We start from the raw sequence: 14,698 nt of genomic DNA, 5'->3' as shown, positions 1-14,698 counted from the left end.
GTCGAACTTCACCCCTGCCCTCGGCGCGGAAATGCGTTAGCCTTCGCAGTGCCCGCCCGTCAGAGGAACCGCCGATGCTGAACGCCATCCTGATCCTGCTTGGCTGCCAACTGGCAGGTGAGGCGACCGCCCGCAGCCTTGGCCTGCCGCTGCCCGGGCCGGTGCTGGGGCTTGTGCTGCTTCTGGCGGGCTTTGCGCTGTTTCCCGCCCTGCCTGCGCTGATGCGCCCGCTGGCCAGCGGCTTGCTGGCGCATCTGTCGCTGCTTTTCGTTCCGGCGGGGGTGGGCGTGATCGGCCATCTGGACCGGCTGGGCGGTCAGGGGGCGGTGCTGCTGGCGGCACTTGTGGTCTCGACCGGGCTCGCCATCGCGGCGGGGGCGCTGGCCTTTGTCGCCGTGTCGCGGCTGACCGAGGGGCCGGGCAGCCCCGGCGCGCCCGACGATGATCCTGCAAGCGGGCCTGCAAGCGGGGCCGCATCATGACCGAATTCACCGAGATCTGGTCCTATCTTGCGCGCGGCCCGCTGCTGTGGCTGACCGCAACCCTTGCGGCCTATGCCCTTGGCGATGCGGCGTTCCGCGCGGCGGGGCGGCGTCCCTTCGTCAACCCGGTGCTGGTCGCGGTCATCCTGCTGGGCCTTCTGCTCTGGCTGACCGGCACGCCCTATGCGACCTATTTCGAAGGGGCGCAGTTCGTGCATTTTCTGCTGGGTCCGGCCACGGTCGCGCTTGCACTGCCCTTGTGGGAGGCGCGCGCCCATGTCCGCCGCGCAGCCCTGCCGGTGCTGGCAGGGGTGCTTGTCGCGTCGGTCACCGGCACGGCCTCGGCGCTGCTGATCGGGCGGCTGGGCGGGCTGTCAGACCTGACGCTGATCTCGCTTGCGCCGAAATCCGCAACCGCCCCGGTGGCGCTGGGCATTTCCGACCGGCTGGGCGGATCGCCGACACTGACCGCCGTTCTGGTGATCCTGACCGGCATCTCGGGCGCGATCATCGCGACGCCACTGCTGAACGCGCTGCGGCTGCGCGACTGGCGCGCGCGGGGGCTTGCGGTCGGCGCGGCCTCGCATGGAATCGGCACAGCGCGCGCCTTGCAGGTCCATCCCGTTGCGGGCGCTTTCGCCGGGCTTGGCATGGGGCTCAACGCGGTGGGCGCGGCCTTTCTGGTGCCGCTGATCCTGTGGTTGTTCCTGTGATCCACCCCCCGCTGTGGGACCGGCAGGGGTGGACCTGCGCGCCCCGGCACCTTAAATCCTGAACCATGCGCGCAGGCCACCCAGCCCCCGACCCCGCGCGCCAAGCGAAGGAAACGCCATGGCCCTGCCCCCGCTGACCATCCATCTTGCCGCCCCGCGTGGCTTTTGCGCGGGCGTTGACCGTGCCATCCGCATCGTCGAGATGGCATTGGAGAAATGGGGCGCCCCGGTCTATGTCCGTCATGAAATCGTGCATAACCGTTTCGTGGTTGAGGATCTGCGCGCCAAGGGCGCGGTCTTCGTCGAGGAACTGGAAGACTGCCCCGATGACCGCCCGGTGATCTTTTCGGCTCATGGCGTGCCCAAGGCGGTTCCGGCCGAGGCCGCGCGGCGCCGGATGATCGCCGTCGATGCGACCTGTCCCCTTGTGACCAAGGTCCATAACGAGGCCGCGCGCCATCATGAAAACGGCCTGCAACTGGTGATGATCGGGCATGAGGGCCATCCCGAGACCGTCGGCACGATGGGACAGCTTCCCCCCGGTGAGGTGCTGCTGGTCGAAACCGCCGAGGATGTCGCGCGGCTGGAAGTGCGCGACCCGACCCGGCTGGCCTATATCACCCAGACCACGCTTTCGGTTGATGACACCGCCGGAATTGCCGCAGCACTTCTGGCGCGCTTTCCCGAAATCCTTGTGCCTGCCCATGACGATATCTGCTATGCCACGACCAACCGACAGGCCGCCGTCAAGGCCATCGCGCCAAAAATCGACGCGCTGCTGGTGATCGGGGCGCCCAATTCCTCGAATTCGCGGCGTCTGGTCGAGGTGGGGCGCGCGGCGGGCTGCGCCTATGCGCAACTGGTGCAGCGCGCGACCGATATCGACTGGCGCGCACTGGACGGCATTTCATCGCTGGGTGTCACCGCCGGGGCCTCGGCCCCCGAGGTTCTGGTCAACGAAGTGCTGGACGCCTTCCGCGCCCGCCATGACGTCACCGTGACACTGGTCGAGACGGCGCAGGAAAACATCGAATTCAAGGTGCCCCGCCTGCTGCGCGAAGCGGTCTGATCCCCGCGCCCTCCACGACCCGCCCCGCCGCAAAGGCCGCTGGCCCGCCTTGCGCATTCACGCTACACCCGCGCCCAAAGCGACAGGAGCGACCATGCCCGATCTTTACGCCTATACCGACGGGGCCTGCTCGGGAAATCCCGGGCCGGGGGGCTGGGGTGTGCTGATGCTGGCACGCGAAGGCGGCGAGGTCGTGAAGGAACGCACGCTGCAGGGCGGTGAGGCAGCGACCACCAACAACCGCATGGAACTTCTGGCCGCGATCTCGGCGCTGGAGGCGCTGGCGCGGCCGTCGGGCATCACCATAGTCACCGACAGCGCCTATGTGAAAAACGGCGTGACGACATGGATCCATGGTTGGAAACGCAACGGCTGGAAAACCGCCGACAAGAAGCCCGTGAAGAACACCGATCTGTGGCAAAGGCTGGATGAGGCTCAGGCCCGCCATACCGTGATCTGGAAATGGATCAAGGGCCATGCGGGCCATGCCGAGAATGAACGCGCCGATGAACTGGCCCGCGCAGGCATGGCGCCGTTCAAACCCACCGCATCCGGATCCGGGGCGCGCTGAAATGGACCTGACACAGGCGCTGACCCCCGGCCTGACACAGGGTCTGATTCAGGGGCTCGATATCCTGTCGGTCGCAATTTTCGCGCTGACGGGCGCACTGGTCGCCTCGCGCAGCCAGCTTGATATCGTGGGCTTTCTGTTCGTGGCCTGCCTGACGGCGGTTGGTGGCGGCACGCTGCGTGACCTGCTCTTGAACCGCGATCAGGTGTTCTGGGTCGCCGATCCTGCGATCCTGCTGGCGGCGGTGGTTGCGGCGGTGTTGGTCTTCTTCACCGCGCATCTGCTGGAAAGCCGCTATCGCGCGATCCTCTGGCTGGACGCGTTCGCGCTGGCCGTCGCGGTCCCTGCCGGGGTCGGCGTTGCCCTTGGCATGGGCCAGCACTGGGCCATCGTGCTGGTGATGGGGGTTTCGACGGGCTGTTTCGGCGGGCTGATGCGCGATGTGGTCTGCAATGAGGTGCCCTTGGTCCTGAAACAGGGCGAGATCTATGCCACCGCCGCCTTTGCCGGGGCGGGGGCGGCGGTCGTTGCGGGGCTGGCCGGGCTGGAGGGCGGGCAGGCGCTGCTGATCTGTGGCGCGGTCACCTTCCTTCTGCGCGCGGGTGCCATCGCTTTCGGCTGGGGCCTGCCGATCTACAGGAACCGCCCGCCCCGGCCCGAATCGCCCAAACGCTGAAGCCACGAACCGCCCGCTTTGCCGATTGCCGATCTCCCGCAGCCCCTCTTGCATGGGCGCGGATCGCGCCTAACCTCATGCCATGCCCCGCCGCAAGATCCTGTCCGATTCTGCCGTCCTTTCCCTCGCGCTGGACCGTCTGGCCGCCGGGGGCGAGCGCGCGCTGACCTTCGGGGCGATGGCGCGCGCCTCGGGGCTTGCGGCCTCGACCCTTGTGCAGCGGTTCGGCACGCAGGAGGCGATGGTCACGGCGGCGCTGGCGCAGGGCTGGGAGACCGCACTTGCCACCCTTGATAAGGCCGAGACCGAGGCCGCCCTGACACCCAAAGGGGCGCTGGCGCTGCTGAAGGCCCTGCCACCACTGCCCGCCCCGCTGGCAACCGCGCTGCCGGGGGGGCGGGATGCCGACCGCGCCGCGCTTTGGCGGTTGCGGGTCGAGGCGGCGCTGGCCTGCCGGCTGGGGGGCGGCGCGAAAGCGGCGGAAACGGCGGCGATCCTTTTTGCCTTCTGGCAGGGTCAGTCGCTCTGGCACGATGCCGGAGGCCGCGCCGCGCGCCTGAAGGACGTGCTCAGACGCCTGTCCTGACGCGCTCCTCCCCCCTTTCATCCTGTCGAAAATACCGCACCAGGGTGCGGGGGTGTGACCCCCCCGCCACATACCCCCAGCCTCCCGGCGTTCAGGCCGGTTCTGCCGGTTGCCGCGCCGCGATCTCGGTGGCCAGATGGCGCGCATCCTGCCAGCAGCCCCAGATGAAGCTCGATCCCCGGGTCGCAAGCCATGGCAGACCCAGGAAATAAAGGCCCGGCACATCAGACACGCCACGATCATGGCGCGGGCGGCCCTTTTCATCGAAGATATCCAGATCCATCCAGCCGAAATCCAGCGCATAGCCGGTGGCCCAGATCACCGCGCCGATCCCGGCCTCTTGCAGATCCAGCGACAGGACCGGATCGGTAACGCAGCCGGGCATCGGGCCGATCCGGTGGGCCTCGGGTTCCTCGGGCAGATCCAGCCCTTCGGCGCGGATATAGGCATCCGCCTCGGCCAGAACCGACAGATAATTGGCATCCCCCGCCGCGATGTTTTGCGCCAGATCAGAGGCCAGATGCAGGCAGCCCCCGGCATAGCTCTGGCTGCGGCCCAGTAGGGTGATGCCTTCCCTGGCCAGCACGCGGAAATCAATCGTGCGCCCGCCATTGGCGCCGCTGACCGCGATGGTCACATGTTCGGTCCCGGGATCGGGGGCACGCGCCGCCCATTTGCCCAGCACCCCCAGCCACCAGACGAAATCGCGCCCGCGATAGCGGCGCGGCGGGCGGTCATGCGGGCCGACCGACAGATAGACGCGGCGGCCCGCGCGGTTAAGCTCCTCGGCGATCTGCACGCCCGAGGCCCCGGCCCCCACGACCAGCACCGCGCCTGCGGGCAACTGGTCCGGATTGCGATAGGCAGCGGAATGGATCTGCATCAAACCGGTCTCGGACGGGATGACATCGGGGATCACCGGGCGCTGGAATGGTCCGGTTGCCGCAACCACATTGCGGGCCTCGATTACACCGTCCGAGGTTTCAACCCGGAACCCGGCTCCGCCCGCCCGTTGGCGCAGGCCGGTCACCTCAACCCCGCAGCGGATGGGTGCCGCGATGCGTCCGGCATAGGCCTCGAAGTAATCCGCGACCTGTTCCTTGCCCGGAAAGGCCTCGGGCGCGGTGTCGGGATAGTCCATGCCCGGAAAACGGTCATGCCAGGCGGGGCCATTGGCAACCATCGAATCCCAACGGCCCGAGCGCCAGCGTTCGGCGATGCGCGCCCGTTCGACCACCAGGTGCGGCAGGCCCCGGGCCGAAAGATGCTCACTCATCGCGATGCCCGCCTGCCCTGCGCCGATCACCAGCGTCTCGACAGTCTCGGGCGCGGGCTCTGCCCTGCCATGTGCCATGCCCTGTCCGGTCCGCCCACCTGCCCGTTCCCGCATCCTGTCCCGTGTCATCGCCTGCCCCTGCCTTCATCCATCATCGTGATGCCGAGGATGGCGCAAGGCGGGACTGCGATAAATTATGCGATGCCATTTCAATGCTTAGGCTTGGCCTCAAGGGGGGCACGGGGGGCCACCGGAGAGCACGCGCCCCAAACCAGCCTTGCCCCCGAACCAGCCCTGCCCCGCAAAAAGGAAAAGCGCGCGGGGATACCCGCGCGCTTTCCTTTCCGGTCTCCCAGCCCTCACGGGCCGTGGGAGATTTATTCCGCCTCGTCGGCGGGCTTGGCGTTGAGCATGCCGTATTTCTCGGCGCCGATCGTCTCATAAAGGTCGATCTGGGTTTCGAGATAGTCGATATGGCCTTCCTCATCGCCGATCAGTTCATCGAACAGGGCGCGGCTGACATAATCGCCGACCTCGTCACAATGGCGGCGCGCCTCGATATACAGCGTGCGGGCGTCATGTTCGCCCGCCAGATCGGCATCCAGCGTCTCACGCAGGTTCTGCCCGATCCGGAGCGGATCCAGTTTCTGCAGGTTCGGATGGCCTTCCAGAAACAGGATGCGGGTGATCAGCTTGTCGGCATGATGCATCTCTTCGATGCTTTCCGCCCGGCTTTTTGCCGCGATGCGGCCAAAGCCCCAGTCCTCCTGCAGGCGGTAATGCAGCCAGTACTGGCTGACAGCCGTCAGTTCAGACCGAAGGGCCGCGTTGAGATAGTCGATTACCTTGGGGTCGCCCTTCATCTGGCTTTCCTTTCACTCTGCGCAATATCGGAACGTCTTGGCCGGGATCGGGTTCCCTGGCTACCCCGAAACTCGCACAGTTGCGCATCGTGTCAAGAAAGAGTGGCATGCAGCCGCCGCAATCGGCCCGCTGGCCCAGTGCGCGATAGATCTTGCCGGGGGTGATGATGGTTTCCGGATCAGCGGCGCGCATCCAGTCCACTGCCGCGCGGATGTCATGGTCGGAAATATTGGTGCAATGACAGACGATCATCCGGGCGCTCCGCCTATTTCGTCAGGATCAGTTTGCCCTGACGGGTGATCCGCAGGGTCCAGGTCTGGTCGTTCATCCGGATCAGCGCGGTCGCACCGCCCGCCGTCAGGTCCAGCGCATCATGGACCTGTGGATTGGCCGAGGTCGGCAGGGCTGGCGCGGTATCAGGGTGGGAGTGGGTCATGCTTCCGGTCATCTGGCTGGTCGGTCTGGCGATGGAACCGGGTCATTCATCCGGACCCGATGCTGTTCTGCACCGTGATCGCAATTTCTGACAAAATCACTTGGAAGTAAATACCGATTCTTTTGATCAGATATTCACGATCCCGCGCATCCTCCTCCCCCCACTTCCGCAGGGGACTTGCCGCGCCACGCCCCGGATGCCACGCTGTGGCCCGGAGGCCCCCTTGCACGCAGCCGCGATGCAGGGGCGGAACTTGGCACAGAACCTGACACGGGAGCGACCGGAATGATCGACCTTTACACATGGGCAACCCCCAATGGCCGCAAGGTCTCGATCCTGCTTGAGGAACTGGATCTGCCCTATCGCGCCCATCCGGTCGATATCGGCAAGGGCGCGCAGTTTGCGCCGGAATTCCTGCGCCACGCGCCCAACAACCGCATCCCCGCGATCCATGACCATGAGACCGGGCAAAGCCTGATGGAATCAGGGGCGATCATGCTTTATCTTGCGGAAAAGACCGGGCGCTTCCGGTGTGACGGCGCGGAATACTGGCGGATGGTGGAATGGGTGATGTGGCAGATGGGCGGGCTGGGCCCGATTCTGGGGCAGGTGCATCATTTCGTGAAATTCAATCCCGGCAAGGCCCCCTATGCCGAAGAGCGTTACCTGACCGAGGCCGCGCGGCTTTACCGTGTGCTGAACGACCGCCTGGCCGGGCGCGACCATGTGGCGGGGGAAGGGCGCGGAAGCTACAGCATCGCCGATATGGCGATCTGGCCCTGGATCGCGCGTTTCGAATGGCAGGGGATCGACCTGAATGCCTTTCCCGAGGTCTGCCGCTGGTATCGCGCCATGGCCGCCCGCCCCGCCGTGCAGCGCGGCTATGCCGTGCCGCATGACGCAGGCGCGATCCCGCTGCCACCCGAGGCCCCCTGACAAGAGCGGGCGGGGGCTGGGCGCCTCAGTTCCCGCGCGCCGCCAACCAGTCCCGCATCTGGGCGATCTCGGCCTCCTGCGCCGCGATGATCGTTTCGGCCAGCGCACGGATTTCCGGATCGGTGCCATGCTCCAGCACGACGCGGGCCATGTCTATGGCACCCTGATGATGCGGGATCATGCCGCGCAGGAAATCGGTGTCTGCATCGCCGCTGAAGGCGATATCCATATCGTGATGCATGCGGTCATTGGCGGCACGATAGGCCGCGACGGCCGGACTGTCCGGGGCGGCCGCCGCGTCGGTGCCATGGCCCATCTGCGCATGGTCCATCTGGGCCAGAACAGGCAAGGCCGTCATGGCCAGAAAGGCAAACGGGGCGGCAAGCCCCAGCCGGAATTTTGCAATCATCGCATCCTCCATTCAGCAAACCGACTTTGTGAATGGGCCTTCCGGCAGGGGGAAGGTCAAGCACTTCCCTGCCCCCCGGCCCCTCCCGGATTCCCCGCCGTCAAAGGTTCCCATTGCGCGGCCACGGCGCTATAGCCGGGGCCGACGCATCATCCGGGGGTTGCCATGCCGGTCGAGGTTTTCATCTGCGACTATATCCGCACGCCCATCGGGCGCTATGGCGGCGCGCTGGCGCCGGTGCGGCCCGACGATCTGGCCGCCCATGTGCTGCGCGCCCTGATCGCGCGCAACCCAGCGATGGACCCGGCGGCAATCGAGGATGTGATCCTTGGCTGCGCCAATCAGGCCGGTGAGGACAACCGCAATGTCGCCCGCATGGCCACGCTTCTGGCCGGGTTTCCGGTCGAGGTGACCGGCAGCACGGTCAACCGGCTGTGCGGGTCAGGCATGGATGCGGTGCTGACCGCCGCGCGCCAGATCGCCGCCGGTGAGGCAGGGCTGATGGTCGCGGGCGGGGTGGAAAGCATGTCGCGCGCGCCTTTCGTGATGCCCAAGGCCGGCAGTGCCTTTTCCCGCGAGAGCGCGATTTACGACAGCACCATCGGCTGGCGCTTCGTCAATGCGGCGATGGCCGCCGCCTATGGAACGGATTCGATGCCCGAGACCGGGCAGAATGTCGCCGATGATTACGGAATCGCGCGCGCGGCACAGGATGCGATGGCGCTGGCCTCACAGCGCAAGGCCGCCGCAGCACAGGCCAATGGCAGGCTGGCGGCCGAGATCGCGCCGGTGACGATCCCACAGCGCAGGGGTGAGGCGCTGACCGTGGCGCAGGACGAACATCCCCGCGCCACGACTGCCGGGGCGCTGGCCGGGCTGAAACCGCTGTTTCCGGGCGGTTCGGTCACCGCCGGAAATTCCAGCGGCATCAATGACGGCGCGGCGGCGCTGATCCTTGCCTCGGAGGCGTCGGCGCGCGCGCATGGGTTGACGCCGCTGGCGCGGGTTCTGGGCGGGGCCACGGCGGGCGTGCCGCCCCGGATCATGGGGATCGGCCCGGCCCCGGCCAGCGAAAGGCTGATGGCCCGGCTTGGCCTTGCGCCCCCCGATTTCGACGTGATCGAACTGAACGAGGCCTTTGCGGCACAGGGCGTGGCGACGCTGCGGCTGATGGGCATTGCCGAGGATGATCCGCGCGTGAACCCCAATGGCGGCGCCATCGCGTTGGGCCATCCGCTGGGCATGACCGGCGCGCGGCTTGCCGGAACGGCGGCGCTGGAACTGGCGCGCGGCAACGGGCGGCGCGCGCTGGCCACCATGTGCATCGGTGTCGGACAGGGGATCGCGCTGGCGCTGGAACGGGTCTGACCGGCGGCGGGATCGCCCGCCCGGACCGTCCTGCCCCTGCCGCCCCGCAATTCCCGCCCGCATTTGCGGACTTGCGGCGCGGCCCGCAATATGGTCCTTGGTCTGCCATACCAGATCTGGCATACCAGATCGCGCCAACCGCGACCGAGGAGGAGTTCGCCCATGTCCATCATTGCCCCAGAGGATCATTCCGGAACGTGGCTTGGCCGGGTCTGGAACCCGGTGGCGAACGGCCCTGCGGTCGTCACGCTGCGCGACGGGCAGGTGGTGGACATCACCAGCCGCGCCGCCCCCACCAGCCGCGATATCTGTGAACTGGACGATCCGGCAGCCCATGTGCGCGCCGCCAATGGCGTGGCACTCGGGACGCTGGAAGAGGTCGCGGCGGCCCGCGTGGGCGATATGTCCGTGGTGCATTTCCTTGCGCCCTGCGACCTGCAATCGGTCAAGGCCTGCGGCGTGACCTTCGCGCGGTCGATGGTGGAACGGGTGATCGAGGAAAAGGCGGCGGGCGATCCGGCCCGGGCGCTTGAGATCCGCGAACGGATCGGCGCCACCATCGGCGCCAGCCTGCGCGATATCCGCGCGGGGTCGCCCGAGGCGGCAGAGGTGAAGCGCGCCCTGATCGCCGAGGGTCTGTGGTCGCAATATCTGGAGGTCGGCATCGGCCCGGATGCCGAGGTGTTTTCCAAAGCGCAGATCCTGTCCTCGATGGGCACGGGCGCGGATGTCGGCCTGCATCCGGTGTCGCGCTGGAACAATCCCGAACCCGAGGTCGTGCTGGCCGTCACCTCGAAAGGCCAAATCGTCGGCGCCTGTCTGGGCAATGACGTGAACCTGCGCGATGTCGAGGGGCGTTCGGCGCTGTTGCTGTCCAAGGCCAAGGACAACAATGCAAGCTGCGCCATCGGCCCGATGATCCGGCTGTTCGATGCGGATTTCGGAATTGATCAGGTGCGTCAGGCCGAACTGACCCTGCGGGTGGAAGGCGAAGACGGGTTTGTTCTGGACGGCCATTCCTCGATGAAGGAGATCAGCCGCGACCCGACGGAACTTGTGTCCCAGACAATCGGGCGGCATCACCAGTATCCCGACGGCTTCCTGCTGTTCCTCGGCACATTGTTCGCGCCGACGCAGGACCGCGACCATCCGGGTGAAGGTTTCACCCATAAGGTGGGTGACCGGGTCACGATTTCCGCCCCGGGATTCGGGTCGCTGGAAAATGTGGTGCGCCTGTCGACCGAATGTGACGAATGGACCTTCGGCACCAGCCATCTGATGCGTAATCTCGCGTCGCGCGGCCTGCTCTGAACAGGGAGGCGCAGCGTCTGCGGCAGACGTCGAAGGGGGGCTGTCTGCCCCCCCTGCCCCCCCCCGAGGATATTTGCAGACAGAAAAGGGTCATCCGCATCGGGTGCCCCTTTCGCATTTCTGGTAACGGCAAGGCGCGTCAGTAGCGCGGCAGGGTCGGTGCTGCGCTTTGGCCTTCAAGCTCGGCACGGGCGTTCTGGATACCGTCCAGCAACATGCCCATATCCGTGACCCCGGCGACCAGCCGGAAGCCGCGCGTCTCAAGATCGGTCCAGTCACGACCACCGCCGCGCACCGTGGCCATGGGCAGGCCCGCCGCCGTCACGACCTGTTCCACCCGCTGCAGCAGGGCCTGCACCTCGGGATGGTCCATCCGCTCCAGATGGCCCGCCGTGGCGGCCAGATCGTTCGGCCCGAGGAAGATCGCCCCGATGCCCGGCACGGCGACGATATCCTCAAGCGCCGCGACCGCGCCGATATCTTCACATTGCAGCATCACGAAAACCTCATCCGAGGCTTCATCGCGGGCGTAATCAGGGCGCGATCCCCAATCAGAACAGCGCAGCACCGGCGCGGCATAGCCCCGGCGTCCCCGGGTCGGATAATGGAACGAGGCTATGACCTGCCGGGCCTGTTCGGCGCTGGAGATCATCGGCACGATGAAGGAGCGGAACCCGCGATCCAGCGCCTTCTTGATCGTCGTGTCCTGCCCGTCGGGGATGCGCAGGATCACCTCACCGCCCGCAGCCTCGATCGCGCGGGCCATATGGACCCAGGTTTCCAGATCGCCCAGCCCGTGTTCGCCGTCGATGATGATCGTGCGCCAGCCATGCCGCACCATGATTTCGGCCACATCGGGACTGCCGAGCCCCGCCCATGCGGCGGCGATCATGCCCCCCTGCGCCATTCCGGCCTTGAGACGGTTCATGCGCTTTTCTCCCTTACTGTGCCGCAAACGCCCTGCGCGCCGGCCCCTCCGCCACCTTGTTAGCGGGTAACCGGATGGTGCAACAGCCCTGATACGGCCAAAAGCGGTGCAGGATCAGCGCAGGCGTTCCAGCACGGAAAGTGCGGCGAAACCATCAGGCGTCAGCCCTTCGGATTTCTGAAAAGCGCGGATCGCGGCGATGGTGTTCGGGCCGATGCGACCATCGACGCCTTGGGTGTCGAACCCCGCCCCGGTCAGCTTTTCCTGAAGTTCCAGCCGCTCATCCCGGGTCAGCGCGCGCTCATCGCGCGGCCAAGACGCACGGAACGGCCCTGCCCCCCCGATCCGGTCGGCCAGATGGCCAATGGCGATGACATAGGCATCAGCGGGATTGTATCGCTCGATCACCCGGAAGTTGGAAAAGATCAGGAAGGCCGCTCCGCGCGCGCCGCCCGGCAGCAGGATCGAGGCCGCGCCATGATCGGGCAGATCCGCGCCATCGGCGCGGCGCAGCCCCATCGCCTGCCAGTCCGCGACCGGCTTGCGGACCCGTTCACCGCTTTGTTCGAAATCGAAACTTTGCGGCAGGGTTACCTCAACCCCCCAGGGCATACCGCGCGTCCAGCCGTAATGGGCAAGGTAATGCGCCGCCGAGGCCAGCCCGTCGGCCGGATCATCGGCCCAGATATCGCGCCGCCCGTCACCGTCGAAATCCTGCGCCAGCGCAAGGAAGGAGGAAGGCATGAACTGGGTATGCCCCATGGCCCCGGCCCAGCTTCCCAACATGCGGTCGGGGGTGACATCGCCTGCCGCTATGATGCGCAGCGCGTTCAAGAGTTCAGCCTCAAAGAACGCGCCGCGCCGCCCGTCATGGGCCAGGGTCGCCAGCGCATCCAGCGTGGCCGTGCTGCCCCGGAAGGTGCCATAGGCGGTTTCCAGTCCCCAGACGGCGACGACCACCTCTTTCTCGACGCCATAGCGCGCCTCGATCCGGTCCAGCAGGGCGCGGTGACGTTCAAGGGCGGCGCGGCCATTCGCAACCCGTTCCTCGGAAACGGCGGTATCGAGATAATCCCAGATCGTGCGGGTGAATTCGCTTTGATTGCGGTCGCGGCGGATCACATCGGGCAGATAGGTCAGGCCCGGCAGAACCCGGTCCAGCACCGGGGCCGTGATCCCTGCGGCCAGCGCGCGGCTGCGGAATCCCTGCAGCCATTGGCCAAAGGCCGCCTGATCAGGGGCAGCTTCGGTCACCAGCAGCGGCTGTCCCGGCATCGCCGTCCCCTTGCCCGGTTGAACCATCATCGGAAAGGCCGCAACACCCCCCGGAAGCGCCGCTGCGCATAGCGTGAAGGCAAGGGCGCAAAGGCCCGTTCTGCGTGTCATGTCATCTGCCCGTTTCTTGTTATCGGCTTGCCCGGACATCAGAATAGCCCAAGCCCGCCACGCAGCAAAGCAAGGATCACGCGCAATGGCGGGATCGGCAGCGCCTTGCCGGGTCGCGTCGCGCGCCGTCAGCGCGCGCGCCAGGCCTTCAGGATATAGGCCGAGGTCATCAGATCCAGATGCGCGCCGCCGCCATTCTTGGCGATGGTGATCTCGGCATCGCTGCGGCGCGTGAAATTGCCTGCGGCGATATCGTAGAAATCGGCAACCACATCCGCCTCAGAAATCGCGCCTGCGGCGATCGGGATCTTCAGCTCACCGATATGATGGATGGTGGTTGACCGCGCATCGACGAAGATCCGGCCCCGTTGCAGCGCGGTATCGTCAACCTCACGCATATGGGGTGTATAGGCGCCGATCAGGTCCAGATGCTGCCCCGGTTGCAGCCAGTCCCCCCGGATCACCGGTTCCTTCGCCATGGTGGCGGTGCAGATCACATCCGCCGCCGCGATGGCCCCTTGCAGATCGGCGGCCACGGCAACGCCGGGATGGCGCGCGGCGAAATCCGCCGCCGCCGCCGGACTGCGCGCCCAGACGGTGAATTCGGCATCGGGAAAGGCCGCGCCATAGGCCGAGACCATGGAGGAGGCGACATTGCCCGCGCCCACCAGCAGGAATTTGCGGCTGTCGGGCCGGGCCAGCCTGCGCGCGGACAGAAGACTGTCGCCTGCGGTTTTCCAGCGCGTCACCAGATGGAAATCCAGCAGCGCCTCAAGCTGGCCGGTGCGGTCGGAATAAAGCGTCACCGCCCCGTTCACCGTGGGCATGTCCTGCGCGGCATTGCCCGGAAAGATTGTCGCGCATTTCACCAGCTGGCCCAGCCCGTCAATCCAGGCCGCGCGGTTCAGAAGCGTATCACCACCACGATATAAAAGCCCGTCCACAACCTCGGCCCGGGGCAGCAGATGGCCCGCCTCCAGCGCCTCGGTCAAGGCCAGCCAGTCCAGCAGTCCTGCGGCCTCGGGGGGAACGGTCTCAATCGTCATGCAGCCTCACTTTCCGTCAAAAGGCCCGCAGCGACCAATGCTGCGGCCCAGCCATCGGCACCCTTGAAATGATGCACTTGCCAGCCCCGTGCCGAGGCCGCAGCGATATTATCGGCCCTGTCATCGGTGAAGAGAAGCGCATCGGGCGGCAGACCGCAATCCTGTTCGACCATTTCATAGATGCGAGGGTCCGGTTTTATGACCGCCATCCGCCCCGAGACATAGGCGCGGTCAAATTCCGACAGAAAGCGGTATTGCGTGCAGGCATAGGCGAAACTGTCATCGCCGAAGTTCGTCAGCGCGAAAACCGGCACGCCGCGCTGCCGCAAGGCCCGCATCAGACGGATGGAACGGTCAATGCGAGGGCTGGCAAGATCAATCCAGTGGTCGAACCACCAGCGGATTTCCGTGGCCCAGCGGGGGTGATCCTCGGCCGTGTCATAGACCGTGTCGCGAAAGCGCGCGCCTGCGTCGATGCGGTCATTCATGCCATGCAGATCGACCGCGGCAAACAATTCGCGCCGTCCGGCCTCACCCAGACGGCTGTCGTAATAGCGCTCCGGCTGCCATTCGATCAGCACGTTGCCGATGTCGAAAATTACCGCCTGTGGTTGAACCATTCCGCTTTTCCTCTTTTGGCG

At 66.4% G+C, this 14,698-nt stretch carries 18 protein-coding genes; 9 read left to right on the top strand and 9 right to left on the bottom strand.

Translation table 11 applies throughout. The features are described from left to right. Positions 1-74: 74 nt before the first annotated feature. The 6 genes from JL811_RS12510 (at position 75) to JL811_RS12485 (ending at position 4,097) form a co-directional block, all read left to right on the top strand. A complete protein-coding gene (locus JL811_RS12510; RefSeq protein ID WP_202689039.1) occupies positions 75-482 on the top strand; it encodes a CidA/LrgA family protein in 408 nt (135 codons plus the stop codon). Beyond that, a complete protein-coding gene (locus JL811_RS12505) occupies positions 479-1,195 on the top strand; it encodes an LrgB family protein (protein WP_202689038.1) in 717 nt (238 codons plus the stop codon). Before JL811_RS12510 ends, JL811_RS12505 begins: the two co-directional genes overlap by 4 nt. Positions 1,196-1,313: 118 nt before the next feature. Beyond that, positions 1,314-2,264, top strand: coding sequence for a 4-hydroxy-3-methylbut-2-enyl diphosphate reductase (gene ispH / locus JL811_RS12500; RefSeq protein ID WP_202689037.1), 951 nt, complete (start codon positions 1,314-1,316; stop codon positions 2,262-2,264). Between the two features lie 94 nt (positions 2,265-2,358). Continuing rightward, positions 2,359-2,835 carry a ribonuclease HI gene (gene rnhA / locus JL811_RS12495; protein WP_202689036.1) on the top strand — a complete coding sequence of 159 codons (477 nt, stop codon included), beginning with the start codon at positions 2,359-2,361 and terminating at the stop codon, positions 2,833-2,835. 1 nt (position 2,836) lies between these two features. Beyond that, positions 2,837-3,511: a trimeric intracellular cation channel family protein gene (locus JL811_RS12490; RefSeq protein ID WP_202689035.1), complete on the top strand. Its 675-nt coding sequence runs from the start codon at positions 2,837-2,839 to the stop codon at positions 3,509-3,511. Positions 3,512-3,593: 82 nt separating this feature from the next. Then, the gene (locus JL811_RS12485; protein ID WP_202689034.1) at positions 3,594-4,097 is read left to right on the top strand and encodes a transcriptional regulator; all 504 of its coding nucleotides are present in this window, start codon (positions 3,594-3,596) and stop codon (positions 4,095-4,097) included. Positions 4,098-4,188: 91 nt separating this feature from the next. On the opposite strand, the gene JL811_RS12480 is transcribed toward JL811_RS12485, so the two are convergent. The 4 genes from JL811_RS12480 to hemP all read right to left on the bottom strand — a co-directional run bounded on the left by JL811_RS12480 (position 4,189) and on the right by hemP (position 6,673). Next, entirely contained in the window at positions 4,189-5,451 is a 1,263-nt protein-coding gene (locus tag JL811_RS12480; RefSeq protein ID WP_202689033.1) for a flavin-containing monooxygenase, read from the bottom strand. A gap of 299 nt (positions 5,452-5,750) precedes the next feature. Beyond that, a complete protein-coding gene (gene bfr, locus JL811_RS12475) occupies positions 5,751-6,236 on the bottom strand; it encodes a bacterioferritin (RefSeq protein WP_202689032.1) in 486 nt (161 codons plus the stop codon). After that, a complete protein-coding gene (locus JL811_RS12470) occupies positions 6,184-6,489 on the bottom strand; it encodes a (2Fe-2S)-binding protein (protein WP_202689031.1) in 306 nt (101 codons plus the stop codon). Before JL811_RS12470 ends, bfr begins: the two co-directional genes overlap by 53 nt. Positions 6,490-6,502: 13 nt before the next feature. Continuing rightward, a complete protein-coding gene (gene hemP, locus JL811_RS12465) occupies positions 6,503-6,673 on the bottom strand; it encodes a hemin uptake protein HemP (RefSeq protein ID WP_202689030.1) in 171 nt (56 codons plus the stop codon). 285 nt (positions 6,674-6,958) lie between these two features. On the opposite strand from hemP, the gene JL811_RS12460 reads away from it, so the two are divergent. Further along, positions 6,959-7,609 carry a glutathione S-transferase N-terminal domain-containing protein gene (locus JL811_RS12460; RefSeq protein WP_202689029.1) on the top strand — a complete coding sequence of 217 codons (651 nt, stop codon included), beginning with the start codon at positions 6,959-6,961 and terminating at the stop codon, positions 7,607-7,609. A gap of 25 nt (positions 7,610-7,634) precedes the next feature. On the opposite strand, the gene copM is transcribed toward JL811_RS12460, so the two are convergent. Next, the gene (gene copM, locus JL811_RS12455; protein ID WP_202689028.1) at positions 7,635-8,018 is read right to left on the bottom strand and encodes a CopM family metallochaperone; all 384 of its coding nucleotides are present in this window, start codon (positions 8,016-8,018) and stop codon (positions 7,635-7,637) included. A gap of 165 nt (positions 8,019-8,183) precedes the next feature. On the opposite strand from copM, the gene pcaF reads away from it, so the two are divergent. Beyond that, positions 8,184-9,386 carry a 3-oxoadipyl-CoA thiolase gene (pcaF, locus tag JL811_RS12450; RefSeq protein ID WP_202689027.1) on the top strand — a complete coding sequence of 401 codons (1,203 nt, stop codon included), beginning with the start codon at positions 8,184-8,186 and terminating at the stop codon, positions 9,384-9,386. Positions 9,387-9,548: 162 nt separating this feature from the next. After that, complete coding sequence (locus JL811_RS12445; protein WP_202689026.1) at positions 9,549-10,697, top strand: fumarylacetoacetate hydrolase family protein; 1,149 nt, start codon at positions 9,549-9,551, stop codon at positions 10,695-10,697. Between the two features lie 139 nt (positions 10,698-10,836). On the opposite strand, the gene JL811_RS12440 is transcribed toward JL811_RS12445, so the two are convergent. From JL811_RS12440 to JL811_RS12425, 4 genes are all read right to left on the bottom strand, one after another. Continuing rightward, the gene (locus JL811_RS12440; RefSeq protein ID WP_202689025.1) at positions 10,837-11,625 is read right to left on the bottom strand and encodes an HpcH/HpaI aldolase family protein; all 789 of its coding nucleotides are present in this window, start codon (positions 11,623-11,625) and stop codon (positions 10,837-10,839) included. A gap of 114 nt (positions 11,626-11,739) precedes the next feature. Beyond that, positions 11,740-13,011 (bottom strand): lytic murein transglycosylase, encoded by a 1,272-nt coding sequence (locus JL811_RS12435; RefSeq protein ID WP_202689024.1) that lies wholly within the window; start codon positions 13,009-13,011, stop codon positions 11,740-11,742. A 128-nt stretch (positions 13,012-13,139) separates the two neighbouring features. Continuing rightward, entirely contained in the window at positions 13,140-14,057 is a 918-nt protein-coding gene (locus tag JL811_RS12430) for an ornithine cyclodeaminase family protein (protein WP_202689023.1), read from the bottom strand. Beyond that, on the bottom strand, positions 14,054-14,677 hold the full coding sequence (locus JL811_RS12425) for an HAD family hydrolase (protein WP_202689022.1): 624 nt from the start codon (positions 14,675-14,677) through the stop codon (positions 14,054-14,056). Before JL811_RS12425 ends, JL811_RS12430 begins: the two co-directional genes overlap by 4 nt. Positions 14,678-14,698: the final 21 nt, after the last annotated feature.

The organism is Szabonella alba (assembly GCF_016765775.1).
GTDB classification, from domain to species: domain Bacteria; phylum Pseudomonadota; class Alphaproteobacteria; order Rhodobacterales; family Rhodobacteraceae; genus Szabonella; species Szabonella alba.
Note: the sequence above shows the minus strand (reverse complement) of the source record. Positions and strands in the feature narration are given on the sequence as shown.

Bases quoted from the DNA above. Each gene is read 5' to 3' on its own strand.
- JL811_RS12510 (WP_202689039.1), top strand. From the start codon at position 75: ATGCTGAACGCCATCCTGATCCTGCTTGGCTGCCAACTGGCAGGTGAG.
- JL811_RS12505 (WP_202689038.1), top strand. From the start codon at position 479: ATGACCGAATTCACCGAGATCTGGTCCTATCTTGCGCGCGGCCCGCTG.
- ispH (WP_202689037.1), top strand. From the start codon at position 1,314: ATGGCCCTGCCCCCGCTGACCATCCATCTTGCCGCCCCGCGTGGCTTT.
- rnhA (WP_202689036.1), top strand. From the start codon at position 2,359: ATGCCCGATCTTTACGCCTATACCGACGGGGCCTGCTCGGGAAATCCC.
- JL811_RS12490 (WP_202689035.1), top strand. From the start codon at position 2,837: ATGGACCTGACACAGGCGCTGACCCCCGGCCTGACACAGGGTCTGATT.
- JL811_RS12485 (WP_202689034.1), top strand. From the start codon at position 3,594: ATGCCCCGCCGCAAGATCCTGTCCGATTCTGCCGTCCTTTCCCTCGCG.
- JL811_RS12480 (WP_202689033.1), bottom strand. From the start codon at position 5,451: ATGGCACATGGCAGGGCAGAGCCCGCGCCCGAGACTGTCGAGACGCTG.
- bfr (WP_202689032.1), bottom strand. From the start codon at position 6,236: ATGAAGGGCGACCCCAAGGTAATCGACTATCTCAACGCGGCCCTTCGG.
- JL811_RS12470 (WP_202689031.1), bottom strand. From the start codon at position 6,489: ATGATCGTCTGTCATTGCACCAATATTTCCGACCATGACATCCGCGCG.
- hemP (WP_202689030.1), bottom strand. From the start codon at position 6,673: ATGACCCACTCCCACCCTGATACCGCGCCAGCCCTGCCGACCTCGGCC.
- JL811_RS12460 (WP_202689029.1), top strand. From the start codon at position 6,959: ATGATCGACCTTTACACATGGGCAACCCCCAATGGCCGCAAGGTCTCG.
- copM (WP_202689028.1), bottom strand. From the start codon at position 8,018: ATGATTGCAAAATTCCGGCTGGGGCTTGCCGCCCCGTTTGCCTTTCTG.
- pcaF (WP_202689027.1), top strand. From the start codon at position 8,184: ATGCCGGTCGAGGTTTTCATCTGCGACTATATCCGCACGCCCATCGGG.
- JL811_RS12445 (WP_202689026.1), top strand. From the start codon at position 9,549: ATGTCCATCATTGCCCCAGAGGATCATTCCGGAACGTGGCTTGGCCGG.
- JL811_RS12440 (WP_202689025.1), bottom strand. From the start codon at position 11,625: ATGAACCGTCTCAAGGCCGGAATGGCGCAGGGGGGCATGATCGCCGCC.
- JL811_RS12435 (WP_202689024.1), bottom strand. From the start codon at position 13,011: ATGACACGCAGAACGGGCCTTTGCGCCCTTGCCTTCACGCTATGCGCA.
- JL811_RS12430 (WP_202689023.1), bottom strand. From the start codon at position 14,057: ATGACGATTGAGACCGTTCCCCCCGAGGCCGCAGGACTGCTGGACTGG.
- JL811_RS12425 (WP_202689022.1), bottom strand. From the start codon at position 14,677: ATGGTTCAACCACAGGCGGTAATTTTCGACATCGGCAACGTGCTGATC.